Here is a 25,348-nt window from a genome sequence, read left to right as displayed (position 1 = left end):
TTCGTTATACCTTAGGAACTCTGCCATAGCGTCTTTATGATGTGATCTTACTGATCCTGCTATTTAATTTTCTTCTGCGGCTCAGGGTCTGGCTACAATATTGACCAGACGGCCCGGTACGCAAACGACTTTCACGATCTTGCTGACATCGACCATAGCGGCGATATGCTCATCTGCCAAAGCCAGTTTTTCCAGCTCTTCTTTGCTGGCTTCCGCCGGCACTACCAGACGGCCTTTGACTTTACCGTTAATCTGCAGCACGATCTCTACATTATCTACCTTCATAGCCTCTGCTTCGGCTTTGGGCCAGCATTGCGCATGGACGCTGCTGCCAGCATCGATCACGCCGTGCCACAATTCTTCTGTCACGTGCGGTACAAAAGGAGCCAGCAACCGCAGCAGTGCGGAAATAGTTTCGTAAACCAGACCGGCATTGTAATTTTTCTGCGCTTCCTTATACACATACAAAGCATTGACCAGTTCCATCATGGCACTGATAGCCGTGTTGAAATTAAAACGCTGCTCAATATCGTCGGTCACCTTTTTGATCGTAGTATGCAGCACGCGGCGCAGCTCTTTATCCGCCTCATCCAGTTTGGACGTATCATAGCTGGTAACTTTTTGTGCCAGCTCGCCCTGGAAATGGCTGACGATACGCCAGACACGGTTGATAAAGCGGAAGGAACCCTCCACGCCCTGATCGCTCCATTCCAGCTCTCTTTCCGGCGGTGCGGCAAACATAATGAACAGGCGGGCCGTATCGGCGCCATATTTGCTGATGATCTCTTCCGGCGAAACGACGTTGCCCAGAGATTTACTCATTTTAGCGCCGTCTTTGATGACCATGCCCTGGGTCAGCAGGTTGGTAAACGGTTCGTCGTATTTAACAAGGCCTGCGTCACGCAGTACCTTCATGAAGAAACGGGAATACAGCAGATGCAGGATCGCATGCTCGATACCGCCGATATACTGATCGACCGGAGCCCAGTAATCAACAGCTTCTTTGCTGAACGGGGCAGCGGCGTTTTTCGGGTCGGTATAACGCAGATAATACCAGGAAGAACACAGGAAGGTATCCATAGTATCGGTCTCGCGGCGGGCAGGCTTGCCGCATTTGGGGCAGGTGCAGTTGACAAAGCTGTCGCTGGTTGCCAAAGGCGAAACACTTCCGGCATCAAACTTGACGTCTTCAGGCAGACGTACCGGCAGCTCTGCTTCCGGTACCAGCACTTCGCCGCAGTCAGGGCAGTAAATGATCGGGATCGGCGCGCCCCAATAACGCTGACGGCTGATGAGCCAGTCGCGCAGACGGTAGTTGACGTGGCGGGAACCGAAGCCCTGTGCTTCCGCATAATCCATGATCGCTTTAACAGCATCGTGCATTTCCATACCGCTGAACTGGCCGGAGTTGACCAGGACGCCGTCTTTTTCTTCGTAGGCGTCGTCCATATCCTCCAGCTTCAGTTCTTTATCCTTCGGATTGATAACGACGATCTTGTCCAGACCGTATTTATCGGCGAACATCCAGTCGCGGCCATCATGGGTAGGTACGCCCATGACCGCACCGGTGCCGTAATCGTACAGAACATAGTTGGTGACCCAGATCTCGACCTGACGGCCGTTGAAGGGGTTGACCGCATATTTGCCGGTAAAGATACCTTCTTTTTCCGACTCGCTGGAGGTACGCTCGATATCGGACTGATTGCGCACACGGGCGCAGAAAGCCCTGATCTCGTCAGCCTTGGGATTGTCCTCACACAGCTGCTCTACCATGGGATGTTCGGCAGCCAGAACCACGAAGGTGACGCCGAAAGCCGTATCCGGGCGGGTAGTATACACAGGCAGTTTGGCATTGATGCAGGGCACGTCAAAGCTGAATTCCAGGCCTTCACTGCGGCCGATCCAGTTTTTCTGCATGGTCTTGACGCGTTCCGGCCAGCCGTTCAAAAGCTTCAGATCGTCCAGCAGCTCTTCCGCATAATCGGTGATCTTAAAGAACCACTGCGACAGGTCTTTTTTAACGACCTCATGATCACAGCGCCAGCAGCGGCCGTCGATAACCTGCTCGTTGGCAAGAACCGTGTTACATTCATCGCACCAGTTGACGGCGGATTTTTTCTTCACGGCCAGACCGCGTTTATAGAACAACTCAAAGAACCATTGAGTCCACTTATAGTAATCTTCCTTGCAGGTGGCAACCTCGCGGTCCCAGTCATAGGACAGGCCCAGTTCCTTCTGCTGACGGGTCATATTGGCGATATTTTCCATCGTCCATTTAGCCGGATGGATACCGTGCTTGATAGCGGCGTTCTCGGCCGGCATACCAAAGGAGTCCCAGCCCATCGGGTGCAGCACGTTGAAACCGTTCATGCTGCGGAAGCGGGCCACTACGTCGCCAATAGAATAGTTGCGCACATGACCCATATGCAGGTTGCCCGAAGGATACGGGAACATTTCCAGCACATAGGATTTGGGTTTGCTGTTGTCAATGTCAGTTTTAAAAGCTTTGTTATCTTCCCAGTATTTCTGCCATTTGCTTTCTATGGCATGGGGAGCATACTTTTCTTCGATCATTCTTCTCATAACCTCCTAAAATTTGCTTACCGCCGCAGCGCGGCAAATAAAAAAGTCCCCGGCTGTTAGGCCAGGGACGAAATGGCTTTCGCGGTACCACCCTGCTTGCCGAAAAAACTCGGCCACTCGAAACCTGTAACGCCGGTTTGCGTCCGCGCTTTTGACGCGACTCCTCCGCGGCGAGTTCACCTTGCTCCTGTATTGACTCGCAGCTTCCGTCAACTTTCTGCAACAGGGACCTGAGATTACTACTCCGCTTCCACGAATTTGTTCATTCTGCAAATACTTTAACCATTATATCACAAATCCGTGGAGTTTCAAGTCTTTTCTTACTGTACTGCTGCCTGTGGGGCGACAGCCGGCTTGCAACGGCCTTTACTCACCTGGAGCCTGTTTCTTCTACTTCCAGCTTAACAGTATGCCGCTGCTGCACCAGCAGCCAGAAGGCCAGCGTGATCACCAGCACGATGATGCCCGACAGCGCAAACATATTGGCATAGCCCAAAGCCTCGGTAATAAAACCCAGCCCCATAGCGCCGACAACGATACCCACTTCGATAAACGCCGTAAAAAATCCCAGCGCCGGACCACGTTCTTCCGGCCGCGTCACATCGACGACCAACGCTGTAAGCGCCGGCACCAAAGCGCCATAGCCCAAACCGAACAGAACTGCGATCAGTCCCAGCGTCCAGACATTATCCAAAACGAAGAAACACAAGGCTGCCAGCGCTACCAGCAGCGAAAACGGCAGGATGACCAGCCGGCGGTCGATATGGTCGGACAGCTTACCGGCAAAGACCCTGCTGCCCATCGTTGCCAGAGCATAGACTACAAAAAAAATACCATAATCACTTACATGGCGCAGCGGTGCATAGATCGGTAAAAAAGTCAGGATCGCGCCATAGACCAGCGACGCTCCCAAAAGACACAGCGAGCACATAAAAATCACCCGGCGCTTAAAAATCGGCAGCAGATCCAGCTTCCGTTCCTGGTCATAAACCGGATTTGTTTCCCTGAGCGGCAGCAGCACGAAAAAGCAGACCAAGGCCGTCACAAAAGTCACATTGAACAAAAAGGGATAGCTTTGCGTATGCTGCAGTATCCAGATACCTACTGCCGGGAAAATCGCCATGGAAACAACGCTGCAGGTCTGGTAAATCCCCAGTACCTCGCCGCGCCTGTCAACCGGAGCATAATCAGCGATATAGGCCGCCGAAGCCGCCAGATACATAGCCAGACAAACGCCATGTGCCAGACGCAGCACCACCAGCGCCACTACGCCAGTGACTCTGCCAAACAGCAGAAACAGCAGCGCAAAAGAGATCGTACCCAGCAGCATCATGCGTTTGCGGCCCCATTCATTGGCCAGCTTACCCAGATACGGCCTGATAATAAACGATGACAGGCCGAAAGCACCGCCAACCAGCCCGATGTCGGCAGGCGTACCGCCCAGAATTTCTACATACTGCGGTAAAACCGGGATATATAAATAAAAAGCCCCGTAATACAAAAAATTAGCCAGGCAAAATAAAATAAAGTTTGCCGACCACATACTGAAATCCTGCTGTTTGGTCATTGTTACCCCTCCCTTATATTTTGGTATCTTTATTGTATAAAAACACCGAAAGCGGCAACAGCAACCGGGGATAGAAAGAAAAAAGATTCTTGACGGTCAATTCCAACTTCATATCTATATTATGAATATCATTCAGACTTTGGTAGTAGATAACAGCAAAGAAAAACCGCCAAAAACAATTTTGGCGGTTAAATTTTTTCAGTTAAAAGCTCCATTCCGCATTGAGTGCTGCTGTCAGCCGGCGGGTGCCCTGCCCCATTTCCTGCAGCAGCTGCCCGCTGATGGTCAGATTTTCCCTGACCCGAGCCTCACCCTGCAGCTTGAGCGTCAGCAGGTCTTTAGCACTGCCGCTGCCAATACTGGTAAAGCTGCTGCCGCCGGCCGCAAGCCTTGCCATCAGCGGTGTATCCTCACCGGTTAAAATATGGCGGCAACCTGCGCCGATAGTATAACTGCCGTCAGGGCCGAGCTTACGTTTTAGTTCCAGTCCTGCATCGACGCTAACTACTTTATCACTTTGCCCATCATAGCTTTGTCTATAACCACGGGAGCCTGTTTCACTGAAGCCATGCAGCCGGTAAAAAGAAGCGTCCACACCGGCGTAAGGCCTGATACTCCAGTCGCTGTCATTGTGTACACGGGGGGGAGACAGTGGATAAGTACGGCTCAACTGCAGGCCTGTACTCAAAACTTCGCTGTGATAATCGCCACGCAGGCGTTCCGGCAGATTGACCAATGAACGCTGCGTTTCATTGTTTTGCCAGCCATAAGTCAGATACATGGCGACATTGGCCGCGTTTTCCCTACCATAACGGCTGTAAAGGCCCAGACGTACATCATCAGCCGAACCCTTGTCACCACTGCTGCTGACATTTTGTCTGCCATAGTGCAGCAACGCACCGCCACGCCATAAGTCGCTCAAAGCCTTATCCTGGCCGATAGTGACGCCGAAGCTATTAGTCTTGCTCTCACCGCGCCAGCCGGCGCTGTCCATGCTGCCCCAGCCTTTTTGCAGCACTGCCCACAGCTCTTTATCATTGTCAGTATCCGCTGCTGCCAGCCTGTCATACACAGCAGCAGCCGCAGAACGATCCTGCTTTACTGCTGTAGCCAGCTCAGACTGCAGGCCGCCTGTCAACGAAGTCAGCGCCGCTTTAGCTTTAGCGGCATCCAAACTGTAGAGTTCTGCGTAATCATAGTTATAAGCAGGCTTCGACGTTAAAACACTGCTGACATTGTCATACATTTGCTGCTGCACTGCCGTGCGTACGCCCAGATTATCCTGCGGCATAAAAGTAATATTGACCACACCAGAATTGTCTAGAGCGTTCAACAGCTTTGTGGTATCGGCACTGTTTAACTCCGCTCCCATCATGCCTGAACGATACTCCTCCATAGCTGTGATACTGCCGGTCAGAGTACCTGTTGCCTTGACGAGATCCGTATTGTAAGTTTTATTGGGTATATATACACCCTGGCTGTCGATATGCAGCGTCGTATCAGTAATATCGGCCTTGCCGGTAACAGAAATCGTACCTATGAAATCTTTATTGGCCGTAAACTGCAGCTTGCTGTTTTTAGCGTCAAGCTCGCCTTCTATCCTCATCACCGTATCGCTATCAGTCGGTGTCAAAGCGCCGATCAGGCCTGCGCTGATAAATTGGCCTGAGTTTGAATTGTCGTAATTAATGCTGTTTTGCTGATTAAGTTTATAACTACCGCCCAGCAGCTGCGCTCCCTGCGCTACATTTACTGAGACAACATCGGCGCTGCCGTCATACATTAACTTGCCGCCTGTAACATTCAGCTGCAGGTTATCACTGCCTGTGATCTTACCGGTATAGGCCAGATCAGCGTTAAAGTTCAGCTGCGTTAAAAGGTCTGTCCCTAATTTGCCGTCATCATAATATTGAATCTTTAAGTACTCCGGAACTTCGGCTTCAGCAAAATGACCCCATTCAGAAATGATATCGCCATAAAGCCGCGCTCCGTTTTCGATATTGATTTTTTCAACAAAGGCATTGCGTGCGATATAGATCGCGGCAGTATTGCCGGCCAAAGTACCATTTACATTAAAGCTTTTGACTAAAGCTCCACTAAGCTCAGGATGATTTTCTTCGCTTAACTTTAGATTGGCATTATCAACAGAACAGATATAAGACCCCCGGTATTCCGTCCCATTGGCAAGTAAATTGTCGCCAAAATCAAACCGGGCCGCCACGCCGCCGCTGCCGAGCGCCGTTACCACACCGTTGACAGTCAGATCATGGTTTTTGCCATAGGAGGTCAACAGACCGATACCATTGCTGCCGTCAGCGCGCACACTGGTATCAGCAGCTACCGTTATCTTATTGTTCCCCAGTCCATCGATACGGATACCAGTACCGGCAAACCCGTCCGTCAGAATATCCGCCGCCTGCGTGATCGTATTATTGGAACCATAGATATGCAGCCCTACACCGAAAGCGCTGTCATTAGCCACACCCGGCAGATAGGCTGTCCCTGCTGCGTTGCGGGCGCTGTAGCCCTGGGTATTGATAAATGTTTCATTGTCATTATAAACGGAAAAACCAAACATATTGCGCCGGTCGATCTGATAACCCAGATCCTGCAGCACCGCCAGTTCCGCTTCCATAAAAGTAGTATAATTACGATAATTAAAATGACTCATCAAGCCGTTGCGCAGCTCTAAATGCGAAATATCCGGCAACACTACTGGATTCCCCTCGTCGTCATCACCCATATATTCCCACCCGTTAACAGGAACGCCAGGTACTTGATACTTATCTCCCAACTTCGCGCCGCGCAGAACTTCCCGCACATGCTCGCCAGAAAAATAGGCGCCGCCTTCATCCGACAGATCATCGAAGCCCCGCACAATAAAACTGTTGGCAATATCTGCATTTTGTGTATAGGTATCGTCAACGATCTGCATACCGGGCTGGGCCTGTTTACCATAGTAATCATACAAATGCTCGCTGTAAATATTCAAAGCAGAAGCAAATCGAGTCGAATCATCTTCATCCTGTGCTGCCAGCACGCCCAATGCATGCACCATCTCATGGGCTATCGTCGGCCCCAGCGAAAACTTGTTGCCCCCTGTCGGCAGCTGGGAAGAAAAGTCCGTTGCCCATCCTTTATTTTCCTCATCTTTATCATCTATCACACCAATACGGATATAAGCGCCGGTCATGGGCGGCAAAACTTTACCTTGCACAAAAGCCTGCTGCAAAATATCCAGACACATCTCCCCAGCTTCATTAGTAGTCGTAGCGTCAGCATTCGCAACATCATTGGTAAAAATATAAAAATTTACCGGTTCCTTATTTGCAGCCTGCGGCCCCAACATCTGTGCCATATAATCCATACCCTGCATAAGAGCCTGCTTTAAAGGGGCAGTGAGGGTATAGGTAGAATCATAATCATCATTCAGTTTTTTCCCTGCACCATAAAAGTTCAGGCACACCAGCGGCCTGTCCTTGTAATAGACATACTCTACAGACGAAGGTTCCAGAGCATAAGCGCCTGTGCTCAGCAAAAACTGACTGCACAGCAGACTGCATAACAACTTTTTATTAATTTTCATTGCCGCTCCCTCCCCTGTTATTTATAAATTATTTCACTAAGATTATAACATATATTTTATATCCAAGTCATTTTTAGCCCTTTTCCATATTGCGCCAGGGCCAGCAGGCAACTAAAAAAAGCAATTTCTTGCAATCCAGCGCCAAATAGGCTAACATAAAGTTAACAATATGTTACGAAAATGGAGTATCATCCTATGAATATTTACGCTATCGGCGACCTGCATCTTTCAGGTGACCCGCCGGCCAAGCCGATGGAGATCTTCGGCCCCCACTGGCAGGACCACGCCGCTAAAGTCGCCGCTAATTGGTGCCAGCTCGTCAGCCCTGACGACACCGTCATCATCTGCGGTGATACCTCCTGGGCTATGGACCTGACCGGCGCGCTGCCAGACCTGAACTGGATCGCCGCCCTGCCCGGTCGCAAGATCCTGCTGCGCGGCAACCATGATTACTGGTGGTCTTCCTTAAAAAAGATGCAGACAGCAACGGAAAATAAATTCAGCTTTCTGCAAAACAACTTTTATACCTGCGGCAGTACAGCTATCTGCGGCAGCCGCGGCTGGCTCCTGCCTTCGTCCGATAATTTCAGCGCGGACGACGACGCGATCTACCGCCGCGAAAGACTACGCCTGGAAGCTTCGCTGGCAGCTGCCAGACAGGCAGGTTACAGCGAGATCATCGCCGCACTGCACTATCCGCCGCTGTATGACGCAGCCAATGAATCCGTTTTCGCCGACCTGCTGGAGCGCTACGGCGTCAGCCACTGCGTTTTCGGGCATATCCACGGCAGCGACGCCGGCATGGTTTTTGAAGGCGTACGCAACGGCATCACCTATAAACTTGTCAGCTGTGATACGCAAGCTTTTAGCCCGCAGCTGGTAAAATAAACAGCGAAGAAGGGTTTCCCATGCCAAAAAAATTTTCTGCAGCAACACTGATGGTTTTGGCAGCCTGCGTTATCTGGGGCGCACAGCCGATGTTTGTCACTTTTGTCGTCCGCGAATTTGATCCGATCCCGCTGGTCAGTATCCGTTACTTTACCGTGGGCGTGTTGATGCTGGCTTTTCTGGCTTACAGCGGCGAAAAACTGCTGCCACCCCGTAAGGCCTGGCTGCCGCTGTTTTTGATGGGTGTCTTCAGCGTCGGCGGCAATAATGTTTCCCAGTTCACGGGGCTGCGTTATTCTACCGTCGCCAATCTGACGATCATCGCTTCGCTGACTCCTGCCGTCACCGCACTGCTCAGTCTGGTGCTGCTGCAGGAACGTCTGCATAAGGTGCAGTGGTTCGGCATCGTTACCAGCATCATCGGCGCCGTTTACCTGATCAGCAAAGGCTCGCTGTCCACGATCATCAACCTCAGCTTTAATTTCGGCGATATCCTTTTTGTCGTCAGCATGGTCGCCTGGGCGCTTTACACGATCCTTGTCGCCTATGTCAGCAAATATGTTTCCGCTTACAGCGCTGTAGCCTGGGCCGGTCTTTTGGGCTCGCTCACTACGTCCGCTTACAGCGTGGCTACGGGCCAGTTTGCGTTGCCCTATGATCTGTCGCTGCTCGCCTGGGGCTCTTATTTTTACGTTATCTTTATTGGCAGTATCGTCGGCATGATTTGCTGGAACAAGGGTATCCGCATCGTCGGCCCCAGCCAGGGTGCAGTTTTTATGAATCTAATGCCGCTGGTCGGTATTATCTGCGGCATCCTCTTTCTGCACGAAAAATTCTATCCATCCGAAGCTGTCGGCGGCCTGCTGATCATTGCCGGCGTTTATCTGACGACCCACTACAATCATGCCGCCTATAAGCTGGCCAAATATCTGGTCAAACGCCGCCGGCAAAAATCACTGACTAACAGTTAAGCCGGGTTTTACCAGTCGCTACTTTCAGTAAGCAACATCGAAAGGTCGTCAAGCAACTTATGCAAACAAACAAGCTTACCGCCTCAGCGCTTTTAATCTGCACCTGCGTTATCTGGGGCATCCAACCAATGTTCGCCAAATTCGTCGTCAGGGAAATGCAGCCCATCCCCATGGTCAGCATTCGCTACACTATCGTAGCCCTGACGCTGTTTGCTATGCTCGCCTGGCGCGGCGAAAAACTGCTGCCGCCCCGCAGAACCTGGCCGGCGTTATTTACTATGGGCATCCTCGGTGTCTGCATCAACAATGTCACCCAGTTTACCGGCCTGCAATATTCAACTGTCACCAACTTTACCATTATCGCCACGCTGACACCGATTGTCACGGCCTTGCTCAGCTTTGTGCTGATCCACGAACGGCTGCACCGCCTGCAGTGGCTGGGGATCTGCAGCAGCCTGTGCGGCGCGCTGTACCTGCTCAGCAACGGGTCGCTGGCAGTTATTTTAAACCTTGCTTTCAATATCGGCGACGTGCTGTTCTTTACCAGTCAGGTCGCCTGGGCCCTGTATTCTATTATCGTCGTGCGCATTATCGACGTTGTCTCCCCCTTTGCCATCGTTGCCTGGTCGGGCTTGCTCGGCTCGCTAACGACGGCTGCCGGAGCCGCTTATCTGGGGCACTTTGAGCTGCCGGCCACGCTTTCGCCGCTGGCGTTCGGCTCCTATCTGTTCGTCATTTTTGCCGGCGGGCTGCTCGCCATGATCTTCTGGAACCGGGGCACCGGCATCGTCGGCCCCAGCCAGGCCGCTGTCTTTATGAATATCATGCCGCTGGTCGGCATCGTCTGCGGCGTACTATTTTTAGATGAGAAATTTCTCGCAGCGCAGGCTGTCGGCGGCGCACTCATCCTCGGCGGCGTCTATCTGGCTACCCAATACCGCACCGTGGCTTACCGCCTGACCAAGTACTTTTTGCGGCGTCAACGCAGGCAGTAAGCGCAGCGCTGATATGCTAATCGACATATCCAGCGCCAAAACATCAGAACCTCTGCCGTAATAAACTGTTTGCCCGCTTGCGTCTGCCCTGACGACGGGCTTTTTTATTTTGCCAGCCAGCAGTGCCAGCACTTAGATGCAACCCTTTTATTGACACCGGCCATTAACAGTGCTATGCTAAACAATGTTTAGGGCATATGCCGTAAAATCATATACATCACAACAAGGGAGCGGTCTAACCATGAAAATTGCAGTTACTTATCAGGACGGCCAAATCTTTCAGCATTTCGGCCACAGCGAATTCTTTAAAATTTACGATATCGAAAATACGGCTATCGTCAAAACAGAAGTCGTCAGTACCAACGGCAGCGGTCACGGTGCGCTGGCACAGTTTTTACAGGACTGCGGCGTTGATACGCTGATCTGCGGCGGTATCGGCGGCGGTGCGCAAATGGCGCTGGCACAGGCAGGTATCCGGCTTTATGGCGGCGTTACCGGCGAGGCTGACGCGGCAGTGACGGCCTTACTCAACAATAAGCTGAGCTATGACCCCGCAGTAAAATGCGACCACCACGAACATGAACACGGCGGCGCAGGTCATACCTGCGGTGAGCACGGCTGCGGCAGTCATAGCAACCACTGACATTAAGAACGGTAATGTCAGCGATAAGGGTAAACGCACCTTGCCCTGCACAAATTACTTGAAATAAAAATTTTCTCAACCACCTTACTCACTGCTGCGGCAGTGAGTTTTTATTTTAGCCAGCGTATCAATTTATTTTAAACGGCATACCGTCAGCACCACATCCCCGGCGCAGCCGCTGCAGTTCAATCTCACTTGGGGAAAGTCCTGTTCGCAAAGCTGCATCCACCGTAAACAGCTTACCGCTTTTCGGCGACCTGCTGACAGGCTCGCTCGTCACCCAACCGGCCACTGCAAACAGGTGCAGCGCCGTCTTGATCTGGCTCAGCGTTATGCCACGCCCACACTCCTGCTGCAGCTTCGGCAGCGTTTTGACAAACTGCCCTGGCTGCAAAGTGATCTTTCGGCCATAAGCGTCCCAAACCTTCGGCTCATATACCGCCAGACTCAGCAGCGTCAGCAAAATCACCTTCTGCTCCGGCGTCGCCTCCTCCCAGTAATGCTCTTTAAACAACCTGCGTCCCACCTGAATAAAACCCTCGCTGAATAAATTTTCCATTCTGATCTCCTCCCACCTCTAAACGAGTATTTACAGCTCTTTTTTGCACGCTCATGATAAAAAACTCCTGCGCCAGGCTCAAAGAACAAGCCTATCGCTTTACCCCCTCACTATATATAGGGCAGGCAACCACCCAAAAAACATACAGCCTTACACAAATTTTCTTTTAAATCACCTGCCTGTAACTGCTTACCCGCCAATATCTTCTCCTTCACAGACTAAATACACAGTACAAATCCCCAAAATCAGGCTGCTTACACAAATAATTTCTCAAACAGCGGTTTTGTAATCACTTCCCTGCTTCGGGGCAAAAGAAAACTGCCCCTGTTATCTCAAGGGCAGTGTAAAAATAATTTTAAATTTTGTTTCGCGTACTACTGCTTACGTACGTTAGCAGGTAATACCTGGTTTTATATTCTGCTTAGTACGTTAGTATTGAGATAAATACTATATTAAAACTCTAAACTGATTTTACTTTGTAGGCAGTACGTTAATAGAATAACCCACGATGCTGTACCGTAAATACAAAACGTTTATTTTTTTCTCCTGTATCTTTTCTTGTTTATTACTTTATTCTTTTATGAACAGGCGACACAGCGGCGATTTTAGCGGCGATGTGGCGGAGATTGTACCGTCATTTTAAAGCTGCTCCAAATTGTTGTACCGTAATCTCAGCATTTCTATCTGATACTGGTTTATTCATAGCCATCTCGATAAGATCCAGTATTTTCTTGGCTCTGTCGATAAAATATGTATCAAAATCATCAGTTGCAAGTGACTTGTAGTTTATTAAATGAGATTCAATCCTGCTCTTCAATTCTAACTCAGTAAGTCCAGCCACCTTCTTCAATATGGATCTTGTATAAACACTAGGCGCATTACCACCAATCGAACGATTTGTCTCCGGCAAAATAGGAGTTTTATTCACAATACAGTTATATTTTTGGCGACTGATGCCCACTTTTTCACAGTAAGCCTCTGGAAATATATGATGAATATCTGGGGATTGTAGCATACTGTTAACAATATCAATTGTAATATTATTCATAAAATCACGGCACTTTTGCATATAAAACAAGGCCATGATACCTTTATAAGCAGCACTGTTTCTGGTCTGCAATGTAAGCAACCTAGTCGAAGAGAAAAAAGCAGAATTTATCGTTCTCGAAGCATTTGGTCTGCCATAAATTTCTTCAATCACATCCTCTATATCATTGGCGTACCGTGTTTCGTTAGCACCACCATATAGCTCACCTAAAATTCCGCACCAATACCAGCGCGAAAGGATTTTTATAGTATTGGGCTCATTGCATTTTGACTTTCCAAGCGCTGCACAGATTGCCGCAAGTGGAATCAACTGTGTCGTATAGGGAAGATCACGCATTCTAAACACAAATTGATATTTTAAAAGGAATTCTCTAGCAAGTTGAAATCCGACAAGAATCTGTTCCCTGTTAGCTATATAAGAATCAAAATCCAGCGCCAGTACATCTTTCTTCTTACAGGAAACAGCTCCTGTTTTTCCACTGCTCTTATTTATATAACTGATATACAAGGTAATTGCCGTTAAAAATGTAGTTTCATCAATACCATCTAATAAATCTGTACGCAGAGTATCATCCCTGCCTTGTATCACACGTTTACATGCAAGCCAATCCTTGCGAAGATCAAATTCCCTTGTGGCAAAAGCAGCAGTTACCAACTCAAAAACAGTAAGCGCTACTCCACCAGTATTAACGTTTTCAAAAACTTTACAAACAGCATCCCTCGGAGTTGATTTGTCCATAGTTATAACTGGCAGTTTATAAGCGATAATCGTGTCAATCACTTTTGCCTTAAACTCCATGAATAGATCTGTTGCCGCACTATCCCCGTTATAGAATTTAAAATACCCCATCATCCAATCAGTAAGCTGCTTACTGTGGTAAACAATATTCATCGGGAACATTTTATTCGCAAATTCTTTATAGCGGTCAGACAAATCAAGCTTGATATTCCTATCAAAGTTTCCCTTAATTTTTCTGTCTGCTGGAACTGCAGTAACAGCATCAGCTCTATCAACGCTCTCATCCATACATTTTTCTATTTCCAAGTAATAGAACCTTTCAATCTTTTTGTCTTTGTCATTCTTTGTCTTCACACATTTATCAGAAAAAACCGCCTGATAAATAGATGTCAAGCGCTGCTGACCATCCAACACCAAATATTCCGGCATAACGCTTATTCCACTTACGCCTTCTATAGGCCGATACTTGAATTTTATATCCGGATTTCCATATTGAAGGCGCATAACAGCCCCCATCGGATAACCTTGTGAAAGACTGGCAATAATGCCCTGAATACGATTATCATCCCATGTCCAGCTTCTCTGAAATTCAGGCAACTGTATTTTACCGTTGCTAACTTCTTCCAGTAACTGGCTCAAATTTGTATCTACTGATGTAGGCGCAATCATCTACATATCCCTCCAAAATTATTTCATAACCTTATCCAGCAACGACTGGTAACTGTCCACAACATCATAAACTACATTTCCACTGCTGATAGCTTTAAAATGTTCTCTTGCACAATGGAGTTTCGACTCCTCAATCAATCGAAGCTGCATAGACGACATTGATCCTTTAGTCTCTGCAACGAAATAAATATGCTTCACCGCACCTTCATAAAATGCAATCGCCCAGTCGGGATTATAACGCCCCACCGGAGTAGAAATATAAAAACCATCTGGAAGCTTCACATAGACTGCGACATCATTACTGACATCCAAATCCTCTGCAAATTTTCTCTCATTATTAGAATCATATACAATATGATCGTACAGATGCTTAGTTGCTTTAATTGCATTTACGCCCAACCTGCCTTTGATCGTCGGCTCGGTAAAGACATCAGTATCATAATGCTCATCCAAAACATTATATGTAATATGCTGAATAATGGCAGTTGCTTTTTCATCATTGATGAGGGCAGCCGCTTTTAAAATAAAGTCCTCAGGATTATCCTTAAACTGATCAAAAACTGCTTTCTGGATTCCGGTCAAAATTGCAATAACTGCTTTTCTTGTCAGACCCGTCGCCTCTACAAGTTTACCGACAAGATCATATTTCACGCCATGATTGACGGCAATTTTAGCCCCCGTTCCGTAAGATGCCGACGCTTCTTTTATAAAAGCATCTCCACTAAGCAATGCATCTTTGCTTTTGATATTATCCATATGCCCGGTTTCCACTTTAAAGAAAATCTTTGATACACGTAATCGCGCATCAAGAGCCGTAATCGAATTACGCACCAGTTCATCAGTATCAAAATCCACAACGTAAACAGACTTACTGTTGATTCGCTTCCATAAGGCTTTGAATTCCGGCATAGCCAGTTTATCAGGATCGACCTGTAATTCCACATTATTGCTGCGGGCATTTTCCGGCAGCATAACTTTACTGTCATAGATAGAATCAACAATAGCAAGCACATCCGCTGCCGAATCCTGTACCTCCTCGGCAACCTTGATCTCATTATTGGCCTTATCCGCATAATATTTATCTGTCAGTGCACCTTTACGGTCAATATAACCATTCATGATCATATCGAAATGAATTGCCTGAGCAATACCCATATCAATAACCTGTTCATTACCGTTGACATCCCGAATGACCTTCCCAATAAACAAATCTGCCGTAACTGCACGGGGACGATCTGCCACTACCTCAGCCAGTTCGCTTTGCAGACCTTTAGCAAAACTGTCGTAGCTTTCGCTGGCAACAACAGTCAGCACATTGACAGTATGAACGTCATTCCCCAGCAAATTGCTGTCCATACGTTCGCCATCCTGATTGACACACAAACGCAGCCCTCGCCCAACCTCCTGACGCTTGCGCACATCACTGCCGCTCTGTTTCAGCGTACAGATCTGAAATACATTGGGATTATCCCAGCCTTCACGCAGAGCAGAGTGAGAAAAAATAAAACGCACCGGAGACTTCTTGGGATCTCTATCCAAAAGCAGTTCCTTGTTTTTCATAATCAAATCATAGGCATCAATATCATCAGACGTGGTTTCCCTGCGCCCCACCTTACTGTCGATCAGCCTGCCCTTTTTATCTACCGAGAAATACCCGGCATGGGTTTTATGGGCAGAGATAGCTTCTAAATACTTAATGTAATCATCTTCGCCAAACTGAAGTTGTAAGTTGTTGATAACATCGTTATATTCTTCCTCAAAAATATCTGCATAAATGCCATTGGAAGCCTGCCCGGCTGCATCATACTGCTTATACCTGGCGACTTCGTCAATAAAGAACAACGATAATACTTTAATACCTTTGTAAAACAACTGCCGTTCGCGCTGGATATGCGATAATATCGTTTCGCGGATCTGGATACGGCGCAGTTGATCCTCGCTTACCTTACCGATAACATCACCTGCATACAGTTTGATACCATTCAAAAACTCGACAGAATTATCGCGTCCATCAATAGCTTTGACGACAAAACCCAACTTATACTCATCTAATTGTCCGGAATTATCGTATAAATTATACCCGATCCCAACGATACGACTGACTTTACGGATCCCAGCAGATCCTTTAAAATCAAACTCTAACGTAGCCGTTGGATCAGACTTGGAAAGATTGATGCCCTGCAAATAGACATAACTCTCTGTAGCAGTACTGCCAGTTTCGGTAATGCCCTTAACTGCGATTTTTTTGACCAAACGCTTGTTATAAGCCTCCATCGCATCCAGGCGATAAACCATGTTATAGATACTGTCGCTCTTATGAGTAGCAGAATAACGCAGCGTCATCAGCGGATTAAATTCTTTCAGGCGTTCCTTCGTCTGCTTGCCTTCTACCGACTGCGGTTCATCAATGATAACTATTGGATTGGTCCTGGCAATAATATCGATCGGCCTGCGGCTGCGAAACTCGTCCAGCTGCATATAAATACGACGTGCATCCTTACCCTTGACATTAAATGCCTGCGAGTTGATGATCATTACATTTATCGAACTGTCAGAAGCAAAGCGGTCGATCTCTGTCAACCGGTCAGAGTTATAAATAAAAAAACGAATCTTCTTACCGTATTCCTCCGCAAAATGTTCTTGTGTCACCTGAAAGGATTTATAAACACCTTCGCGAATAGCAACACTCGGTACGACCACAATATATTTACTCCAGCCATAACGCTTGTTCAGCTCGTACATGGTTTTGATGTAAGTGTATGTTTTACCGACACCGGTCTCCATCTCTACAGTCAGATTGTATCTTCCCTCCAACTGATTAGATGGTTCTATTTGGTAACTTCTTTGTATTTTATTGATATTTTCCAGTATCACGCCATCATTTAATTCCGGCACGATACGCTGATTATTCCAGCCTGTATACTCTATCAAAGAACCCTGTCCCTGCTCATTCCCTTTATCAATCAGATAAGTCGGGGTCAGATAAGGCTGGCCGGAAAACACATCACATACTGCTTTTGCCGCATCGGATTGGAACTTCTGATGTTTAAATTGTAGTTTCATTCTTTCTCACCGGTCACTTTTACTTTTTCCTCTAATTCCAGCAAATATCTGTCATAGTCGGACATGAAAAGTTTATCCTGAATAATTCGATATTTCTCAAATTCAGTTTCTGCATGGTCTTTCGCAATAGCAGCAGTGATTTTACCAGGATTTTGCAATATGGCCAAATCATCAGCAGCTAAATAAATATCAATATGTTTTGCCCAATCTTCCATTGTCATAGGTATTTTTCGCCTTGTTCTGTTTTCTGCCAAATCCAGATAAGCAGATACAATGAGCTCAAGTGAAGCCATCTCATCGGCCGTTAAATAATTTTTTGCAGCAGTTATCCGAAAAATTCGGATAACTGCCTCCTCCTGTAATTCGGCATCGTCAAATATCTTTTTCAGATGATAATTTATTGTTCGAACATCCACATCATATAGTGCAGCCAGCATCTTTTGGGTCAGCCATATATTCTCGTCTTCATAACGCATTTCAATACTGTCCACACTGTCACCAACAGATGCAACATAGGTAAGATATTCAGCCGCAGAACTTCTTACGGTCACTTCTTTTTTATTTTTCTCCGCCATAGCATCCTCCTCAGATGACTTTCACTCTGGTATCAGGCGCCAGTAATTTAAAAATTTCGGTTACATTGATTTTGGCAGGACTATTGGCAAAACTATTATCACGGAACACTGCACGCAACGGTTTGCGTTTGGCAACAGTTTTAATGACGTTATCGGGCACATTTTTATCAAAGCAGGCAATCAAGTCACCATCATTATAGGTGTGTACGGTGCAGCCTTCAATTTGTTCTGATTTATATGGCAGGGAAAGCGGCAAACCCCATTCCAGCAGGCAGCCAAATAATAAGTCAATATCGCTGCGGTCTGCTTTGACATTAGATTCTAATTTAGACAGCATATTTTGATCGTATTCATCAGCACTGTAATAAACATCGGTCATATTGGAATCAGCCAATTTCAGCACACGGAAGCCATAATCAATATCCGCTCCTGTTTCAGCTTTGATTTTGTCCCCGGCACGGCGAATCCGTTCTTTGCCGATCTCGCAGATATTATGTGGTGCTTTGATAGAGTCAAGTAAAGCAACTGCATTTTCTGCAACCTTTCGACTTTTACCATTAGGTAATTTTTCTGGAATGATTTTTTCAGGTAACTGAACAAGAATAAATTTTCTTGATTTATTTTGCACAACATTTGCCAGAAAAACAGCATGCGCAGTTGTTGCAGAACCCGAAAAAAAGTCAAGCACAATATCATCATTGTCTGTTCCACAAAATTCAATTAGCCTTTGAATTACTTCTTCGTCTTTTGGATTTTCAAATACTTTTTCACCTAATAATTTAGCTAATCGCTTTGATGCTGCTCGACCATCCTTATAAATTACACTGTACGGTACACTTGTTTCTCTATCGTTAAGATATGATTTCAGTGTAGGAACTCCATTTTCATCCTTTCCAAATTCAACCCTTCCTTGTGCTATCCACTCCTTCATAGTGGCTTCATTAGTGAGCCATCCTCTCGAAGGTACTTTTACAGGCTTATGTGTAATAGGGTGTAACACTTGATATTTCGGACCGCCACCACCTGGCCATGAAATATTATCAGCAAAGAATATTCCTTTGTTATCCACTTTGGAATAATGAGAATGATCTTTTGCAGGGTGTCCATCTGGAAGTGCTTTATACCATGCCTTTAAGTCTTTTTCAATATTTTCACAATCATTTCCGTATTGCTTAACTAATGCTTCGTATTTTGAATATATATCATCTAATCCTTGCTTTTTTTCTCGCCAAACAATTTGATGTTCCTTAATATACTGAGTATTTTTGAAATAACAGAGAATGTATTCGTGTGATACCGAAATATATTTCGAGTCATTCTTTCTTCCTGCAGACCAAATGAGTTCTGCGATAAAATTCGCTGCGCCAAACACTTCATCGCAGATTAATTTGAGCGTATTTACCTCATTCTCATCAATACTAATAAAGATAATACCATCTTCTGTCAGCAGGTTTCTAGATAGCATAAGGCGAGAGAAAATCATTGAGCACCAGTCAGAGTGAAATCTACCATTGGTGTCAGTATTCTTAAACAGACGATTTTGTTCGTCATCATTTACGCCACTCTGCTCAGCATATTCTTCTATGCTTTGAGCAAAATCATCTCGATAGATAAAATCATTTCCCGTATTGTAAGGCGGGTCAATATAAATCATCTTTACTTTATTAAGATAGCTTTCCTGCAAAAGTTTCAGCACTTCCAGATTGTCACCCTCGATATAGAGGTTTTCTGTCTTATCCCAATCCTTACTTTCTTCCTTACAGGGGCGCAGCGTTTTGCGAATAGGTTTATGTGCTTCTACGATAGCGGCCTTTTTACCAACCCAGGTAAATTCGTAGGCTTCCTCACCGTCTATCACTTCATCCGAAAGCATCTGCTTGAGAAGTTCAAAGTTGATGGCCTTCTTCGGCTTACCGTTCTCATCAATAGTTTCGGTGATACAGTTGGGAAATATCGAACCAATTTTATCAATATTCTGAGCTGTCATATCAACCGACTCCATCCGCATCCTATCCATTAGTTTGTTCCTCCGTTTTTCTTGCGATTTCTATATGCCTCTCTAATTTTATTGAATTCATTTTGATTTTTATGAAGTTCTTTAAGTTTCTCATTAAGAAATTGATAAGCAAATTCCGAGAATTTATGAGTTTTCCCATTTTTTGATACGGTTATTTCTAAATGATATTTTCTTGCCTCTTTCATTTTATAATACCAAACAAGTGCATAAATATCCTGAGGTGGTATTTTTAATTTTTCTGCTAACTGCTTTTGAATGTACGGATGTGTTTCATCAGGATTCCCATCTGGTACAGGTACCTCCTCTGCTAAATCTATGTTACCAGTTACTTTTATAACGGGAATACCATCTGTTTCGTTGAAACTCCCCTCTTTAATAAACTTTGCTTTCCGCAAAACTTGAGTCACTAATTTTCGTTCAAATGCTACATCAACACCATAAGGAGTCGATATATGACCGTTATTATAGTTCACAATTCCCAGGCTTGCAGTATTGTTTTTTCTAATTATTTCAAAAAGTTTTAGTAATCCTTCTCGCTCTTTAGATATTCTTCCCTCTATAATTCGTGTCATTTCAGCAACTCGAATTTTCTCACTTCTTGCCCGATAGCGATAAAAAATGTCCCCACTTGTAATTTTTTCTCCATCATTAGACTTTTGCGCAATAATAGGTTTTTGAATAGCTTCTTCTGTATAAATCCAACCAATTTTTTTCTTTACTATTTTATTATTCACACTTACATCTAGAATAACAGTTCCACACTCCCACTCAATAGATGGCGCAAAAAGCGAATTAAGTGCTTCTGAAAATTGTTCTTGACTAAAATTTTCAAAGTTATCATTATTTAATCCTTCGATAACACGAGGACTATCCTTAATACCAAATATTATATATCCTCCACGATTATTTGAAAACGCAGCCATGGTCTTTGCATATTTAGCTGTATTTGCTTTATTAAAAGAAATCTTAAATTCAACTGTATTGCTTTCTCTACTTTTCAACAGCCCCGCTGAATTTATCCTTAAAAGACCTTTTTTTACTATCTCATCATGATTGGTCATACTAAGTCCTCCAATGTCCACTTCAACATTTTCAACTCTTGATTCAGCTGCATCTGCCTGTTTAGCTGTTTTTCTTTGCGGATTTTGTTTTGTAAAGCAGCCATCTGTTTTTTCAGTCGCCGCCTTTTTTCCTCTTTTTCTATAGCGTGCTTAATGCTGTCTTTATCATTAATTTGCAGCTGATCTGCGGCTACCTGCCGCACAAAATTTTCATAAATCGCATCAATATTCAAACCATCTAATTTAACAGGCATTTCATCCAGTGGCAGCCAGTCTGTATAATAATAGCGAATAACGGCAAATGCTTTACTGCCTGGCGCTGCGGCTTCTTTATAACCTATGGCTACTTTATATTTTCCTTCGTATTCCAGTAAAAACAAAATATGATAAGGTATCACTTTGTCGATCTGCCGCAAAACATTCTCATCAATTTGGGACTGATTCAGACGTATTTCAAATACTTCTATCTCTGTTACTGCTGTACCGGCAGCAATATTCATAGTTGTAACTGCTATCTTATTACGCCAGTAAACAGACTTTACCTGTTCTGCAAAAATTCGCTTTAAGGCAGCAGTTCCGGCAAGATGTTCATAAAACTTCTGCTTGGGAATACGCTTATTAAATTCGGTAGATCGCGGTAAACCCAACATTTCAACACTTCCCTATTTTACAACGATAAAACAGATTAATTCAAAATCCTCTATTCCTGATACCTCTGACAACAACGCAGATGTGCCGCCATCTTTAAACAGGCTGTCGATATCATTTTCTTCTTTGATATCAATAATAGAATCGATCGCTTCATTCAGCAATTCTGACATCGCGCTCATATCTCTGCCGTCGTCGGTTTCCGCATTAAATCTACGGCACAGCTCTGTAATCCCTTCATCTTTGCCCCGGCAAAGCAGCCTTATAGTATCAAGCAGCTTCTTCGGGTTAAGGTAATCACAGATGATTTCTCCGTCCGCTCCAATATAGACCAATAGAACGGATGGATACGGTTTTGATTATCTATATTTATCCTGTTATTGGTATTTTTCAATATGAAGATAGCACCTTGCGGCATGTCTTCGCTGGCAGGCACCACTGCATGGAGCCCAAAGGGTTTCTTATCCAAATCTTTATGAGTCTTGATGTATTCCAGCAAATCAAGCCGAAACTCATTTAAGCCCAAGTCCATGATTGAAATACCTGAGGACATGTCCTCGATATCTACCACTTCTTCCTGCAAACGTTGCAGCTGCTGTTTACGATATTGCAGGTCGCCTTTTTCTTCCGCATTGATAAGATCGTCATCGCCTGTGGAAGTCATGACAGAAATCTTCATGCGTGTTTCAACACGATTTTTGAGATTGATATACTCATCCAGTGTCAGATCAGGCCAGAAGTTGACCAGCTGGATATGTGCGTTTCTGCTGCCAATACGGTCTATTCGGCCAAAACGCTGAATGATGCGCACCGGATTCCAGTGGATATCATAATTTACCAGATAATCGCAATCCTGTAGATTCTGACCTTCCGAAATACAGTCTGTTGCTATCAGAATATCAATTTCTTCTTTACTGTCGGGCATCAGCACGTCTTTGCCCTTTGATATTGGTGAAAAACACGTAAGGACATTATTTAAAGTTGCCCTGAACCCTTTAATGGTGGTTTTCCCCTCAACATCACCAGTTACCATTGCCGTTTCCAGGCCATATTTATTTTTAATGTATTTACCAACTTGCTCGTACAGATATTCTGCGGTATCAGAAAACGCCGAGAAGATCAGCACTTTCTTGTTATCAGCGTTAATTGGCTGCTCGATTTTTTCCGAAAGTAATTTGAGCAGCGTCTGTAGCTTCTTGTCATGCTCAGGAGTAATGTCGGCAATCATCAAAGTAAGCAGCTCAAGAATATCGGCGTCTTTTTTCAATTCATCACGCCAGCTTATATAATCCATATCGCAGAGTGCGATCCGCACTTTTTTACCAACAGAAAAAACGTCCGTATTTTGGTCTTCCATATCAAAATCATTACTCTTATCAAAATCATTACTCTTATCAAAATCATTACTCTTATCAATTTCATACATATCAATGTCAGCAGAGCCGAATTTTTCAAACTGATCAATGGCCTGAATGGTTCTTACAATAAGCTCCTGAATACGACCAAGTGTCAATTTGAAGGAATAAACCGAACTTTCCAACCTTTTGAGCAGATTGATACTCATCAGTCGGCGAATACCTTCTTCGCGTCCCTGCTGGGTAAGCCCTATACCTTTGTTATGTGCCAAATCACTATATTTACTTATTTTACTGGGGAAAATATAATCGGACGGAGTATAAATACTAAGCGATAATGATGATAGCTGCTCATAGATTTCGTTATAGTTGATTGCACTGTCCATATCTGTGAGATTGGGACATAACGATATTGGTTTCAATCGTTCCGGGAATTTGCCAATTTTTTCAGTATTATAATATTTGATAATATGCTTCCTGGAACGAGCGATCGTAACGCTGTCCAATACTTCAAAAAAATCAAAATCTAATGTGCGAAGCAAAGCTTCCGTAGTACGAGCCTCCGGTTCTAATTTACTCCATACATTGAAGGCTTTCTGAGCCTGACGGAATATTTCATCAATCGTTTTTGTTGTATCCAGTGCATTATTGATCAATTTTGAATCGCCCTCATAAGCAATAGCCAGCTGATTTTTCAGATCAATAAAGCGGTTATTGACAGGGGTAGCAGAAAGCATCAGCACCTTGGTCTTTACTCCGGCACGTATGACACGATTCATCAATTTCAGGTAACGGTTCTCTCTGCTGTCATCTCCTGAAATTGCGCCACCGTTTCTAAAATTATGCGATTCATCGATTACCACAAGGTCATAGTTACCCCAATTCAGACGATCCAAGTCCAGCCCATTGGAAGTGCCATATTCCCTGGAAAGATCAGTATGGAACAAAACATCATAGTTTAAACGATCGCTTGCAATGGGGTTATTGATATAATTATCTTTATATGTATTCCAGTTTTCTGCCAGTTTTTTGGGGCAAAGCACCAGCACGGTTTTATTTCTGTTCTCATAATATTTGATAACGGCAAGAGCGGTAAAAGTTTTACCCAGACCTACGCTATCTGCAAGAATACAGCCGTTATACTTTTCTAACTTATTGATAATGGCAAGTACAGCATCTTTTTGGAAATCATAAAGCATATCCCATATTTTACTGGCTTTAAATCCGGTTGCTTCATTTGGCAGTACGTCTTCAGAAATATCTTCTAAAAATTCACTGAACACATTGTAAAGTGTCATGAAGTAAATCAACTCCGGTGAATTTTCATTATAAACAGTACTGATATTTTCAATAACAACATCTGTAACATCCTGCAACTGAGTTTTATCATTCCAGATGGTTTCAAAAAGCTGCATATATTCTTCAGAAAAAGGTGTTTCCATTCGATTGACCATATTATAGCTATTATTACCACGCTCACAGCCAATGTCTACTGTAGTAAAACCGTTTAACGGCATATAGGCAACATTTTCCTGAACAGATTCTACTGTGGCAAAACCGCTCATATTGTTGCCTGTAGTATTTGATTTAAAAGTTGCTTTTTTGCGTATCCATTCAGCACATTCCCGTGCAACAGCCCTTTGCGTCATCTCATTTCGTAGCTTCAACTCGAATTCAGTCCCATACAAACTGTGTTCACGATTAAGACGTGGAATATAGAATTCACGTTTTTGCTTTTCAGCCTTTTCTGCAATAAATGTAGGGTATGTAAATATAAATCGGAACTCCTCAATGTTTTCCAGCTGTTTCTTCAACTCATTATAAGCGTACATAGAAAAACAAGCCGCAGCAATAGAAACTTTACTGCCCTTTGTAATTGTGGATGTCATATCATCCCGAAGTATATCAGTAATGTTATTAAATACTTTCATAGCCTGCCTCTTTTCAGGTGAACTTACATTTCTAACATCAGTTTAGTATAACTTCAAAACAGTTTCAAGTTAACAGCTAATGGCAAAATATACTAAAAGCAACCAGTATAAAATTTACTTTGTCCTTTATTTTAATACTTTGTAAAAATTATACCATATTTGCAGGAAATTAGCATAAACAACATAATCTGTTCAATCTACGTTATAATACCTATAACTAACCACAACCGAGGTAACTAATATGCAAAAATTTCTTTCGCTAAACTATCGAAAACGGCGCAGCAGGCGATCAAGAAAAGTCGTCGCAAAAACTGGGGTAACATCGACCCGGTAACCAAAAGCCCCGCAAATTCCAAAGCGTACAACCGTAAAAAAGCTCAGGCCTGGAAAGATGATTGCTTAGAACCAAAGAAAATGGACATTGAATAAAAAAGCCTCCAATCGTAGAATA

At 44.8% G+C, this 25,348-nt stretch carries 13 protein-coding genes, 2 pseudogenes and 1 other annotated feature; of the genes and pseudogenes, 4 read left to right on the top strand and 11 right to left on the bottom strand.

Annotated features, from left to right (window positions below; genetic code table 11):
* Nucleotides 1-81: 81 nt before the first annotated feature.
* The 3 genes from leuS to Q4G98_RS10275 form a co-directional block, all read right to left on the bottom strand.
* Nucleotides 82-2,574 carry a leucine--tRNA ligase gene (leuS, locus tag Q4G98_RS10285; protein WP_366916999.1) on the bottom strand — a complete coding sequence of 831 codons (2,493 nt, stop codon included), beginning with the start codon at nucleotides 2,572-2,574 and terminating at the stop codon, nucleotides 82-84.
* Between the two features lie 69 nt (nucleotides 2,575-2,643).
* Nucleotides 2,644-2,845: a binding site (T-box leader), on the bottom strand.
* A gap of 108 nt (nucleotides 2,846-2,953) precedes the next feature.
* On the bottom strand, nucleotides 2,954-4,150 hold the full coding sequence (locus Q4G98_RS10280) for an MFS transporter (RefSeq protein ID WP_301961964.1): 1,197 nt from the start codon (nucleotides 4,148-4,150) through the stop codon (nucleotides 2,954-2,956).
* Between the two features lie 202 nt (nucleotides 4,151-4,352).
* Complete coding sequence (locus tag Q4G98_RS10275; protein WP_298564749.1) at nucleotides 4,353-7,736, bottom strand: autotransporter domain-containing protein; 3,384 nt, start codon at nucleotides 7,734-7,736, stop codon at nucleotides 4,353-4,355.
* Between the two features lie 195 nt (nucleotides 7,737-7,931).
* On the opposite strand from Q4G98_RS10275, the gene Q4G98_RS10270 reads away from it, so the two are divergent.
* The 4 genes and pseudogenes from Q4G98_RS10270 to Q4G98_RS10255 all read left to right on the top strand — a co-directional run.
* The gene (locus tag Q4G98_RS10270) at nucleotides 7,932-8,624 is read left to right on the top strand and encodes a metallophosphoesterase (protein WP_301961963.1); all 693 of its coding nucleotides are present in this window, start codon (nucleotides 7,932-7,934) and stop codon (nucleotides 8,622-8,624) included.
* A gap of 20 nt (nucleotides 8,625-8,644) precedes the next feature.
* Complete coding sequence (locus Q4G98_RS10265; protein WP_298563714.1) at nucleotides 8,645-9,595, top strand: DMT family transporter; 951 nt, start codon at nucleotides 8,645-8,647, stop codon at nucleotides 9,593-9,595.
* Between the two features lie 59 nt (nucleotides 9,596-9,654).
* Nucleotides 9,655-10,590, top strand: coding sequence for a DMT family transporter (locus Q4G98_RS10260; protein WP_298563712.1), 936 nt, complete (start codon nucleotides 9,655-9,657; stop codon nucleotides 10,588-10,590).
* Between the two features lie 220 nt (nucleotides 10,591-10,810).
* Nucleotides 10,811-11,233 (top strand): annotated as a pseudogene (locus tag Q4G98_RS10255) (NifB/NifX family molybdenum-iron cluster-binding protein); the annotation flags it as partial.
* Between the two features lie 127 nt (nucleotides 11,234-11,360).
* Here Q4G98_RS10255 and Q4G98_RS10250 read toward each other — a convergent pair.
* The 8 genes and pseudogenes from Q4G98_RS10250 to Q4G98_RS10210 form a co-directional block, all read right to left on the bottom strand.
* Nucleotides 11,361-11,792 (bottom strand): hypothetical protein, encoded by a 432-nt coding sequence (locus Q4G98_RS10250; protein WP_298563710.1) that lies wholly within the window; start codon nucleotides 11,790-11,792, stop codon nucleotides 11,361-11,363.
* Nucleotides 11,793-12,426: 634 nt separating this feature from the next.
* Nucleotides 12,427-14,247, bottom strand: coding sequence for a DUF262 domain-containing protein (locus tag Q4G98_RS10245; protein WP_293660777.1), 1,821 nt, complete (start codon nucleotides 14,245-14,247; stop codon nucleotides 12,427-12,429).
* Between the two features lie 18 nt (nucleotides 14,248-14,265).
* Nucleotides 14,266-17,310, bottom strand: a complete 3,045-nt coding sequence (locus tag Q4G98_RS10240; RefSeq protein WP_298563705.1) for a type III restriction-modification system endonuclease — start codon at nucleotides 17,308-17,310, stop codon at nucleotides 14,266-14,268.
* Nucleotides 17,307-17,885, bottom strand: coding sequence for a RhuM family protein (gene rhuM, locus Q4G98_RS10235; RefSeq protein ID WP_298563703.1), 579 nt, complete (start codon nucleotides 17,883-17,885; stop codon nucleotides 17,307-17,309). Before rhuM ends, Q4G98_RS10240 begins: the two co-directional genes overlap by 4 nt.
* A gap of 10 nt (nucleotides 17,886-17,895) precedes the next feature.
* Nucleotides 17,896-19,902 carry a site-specific DNA-methyltransferase gene (locus Q4G98_RS10230; protein WP_298563701.1) on the bottom strand — a complete coding sequence of 669 codons (2,007 nt, stop codon included), beginning with the start codon at nucleotides 19,900-19,902 and terminating at the stop codon, nucleotides 17,896-17,898.
* The gene (locus Q4G98_RS10225) at nucleotides 19,902-20,963 is read right to left on the bottom strand and encodes an ATP-binding protein (protein WP_298563698.1); all 1,062 of its coding nucleotides are present in this window, start codon (nucleotides 20,961-20,963) and stop codon (nucleotides 19,902-19,904) included. The genes Q4G98_RS10230 and Q4G98_RS10225 overlap by 1 nt, the downstream gene beginning before the upstream one ends.
* Entirely contained in the window at nucleotides 20,960-21,613 is a 654-nt protein-coding gene (locus tag Q4G98_RS10220; RefSeq protein WP_298563696.1) for a DUF4391 domain-containing protein, read from the bottom strand. Before Q4G98_RS10220 ends, Q4G98_RS10225 begins: the two co-directional genes overlap by 4 nt.
* 12 nt (nucleotides 21,614-21,625) lie before the next feature.
* Nucleotides 21,626-24,897 (bottom strand): annotated as a pseudogene (locus tag Q4G98_RS10210) (helicase-related protein).
* Nucleotides 24,898-25,348 lie beyond the last annotated feature (451 nt).

Origin of the sequence: uncultured Phascolarctobacterium sp. (assembly GCF_958349595.1) — a bacterium.
Classification (GTDB): domain Bacteria; phylum Bacillota; class Negativicutes; order Acidaminococcales; family Acidaminococcaceae; genus Phascolarctobacterium.
Note: the sequence above shows the minus strand (reverse complement) of the source record. Positions and strands in the feature narration are given on the sequence as shown.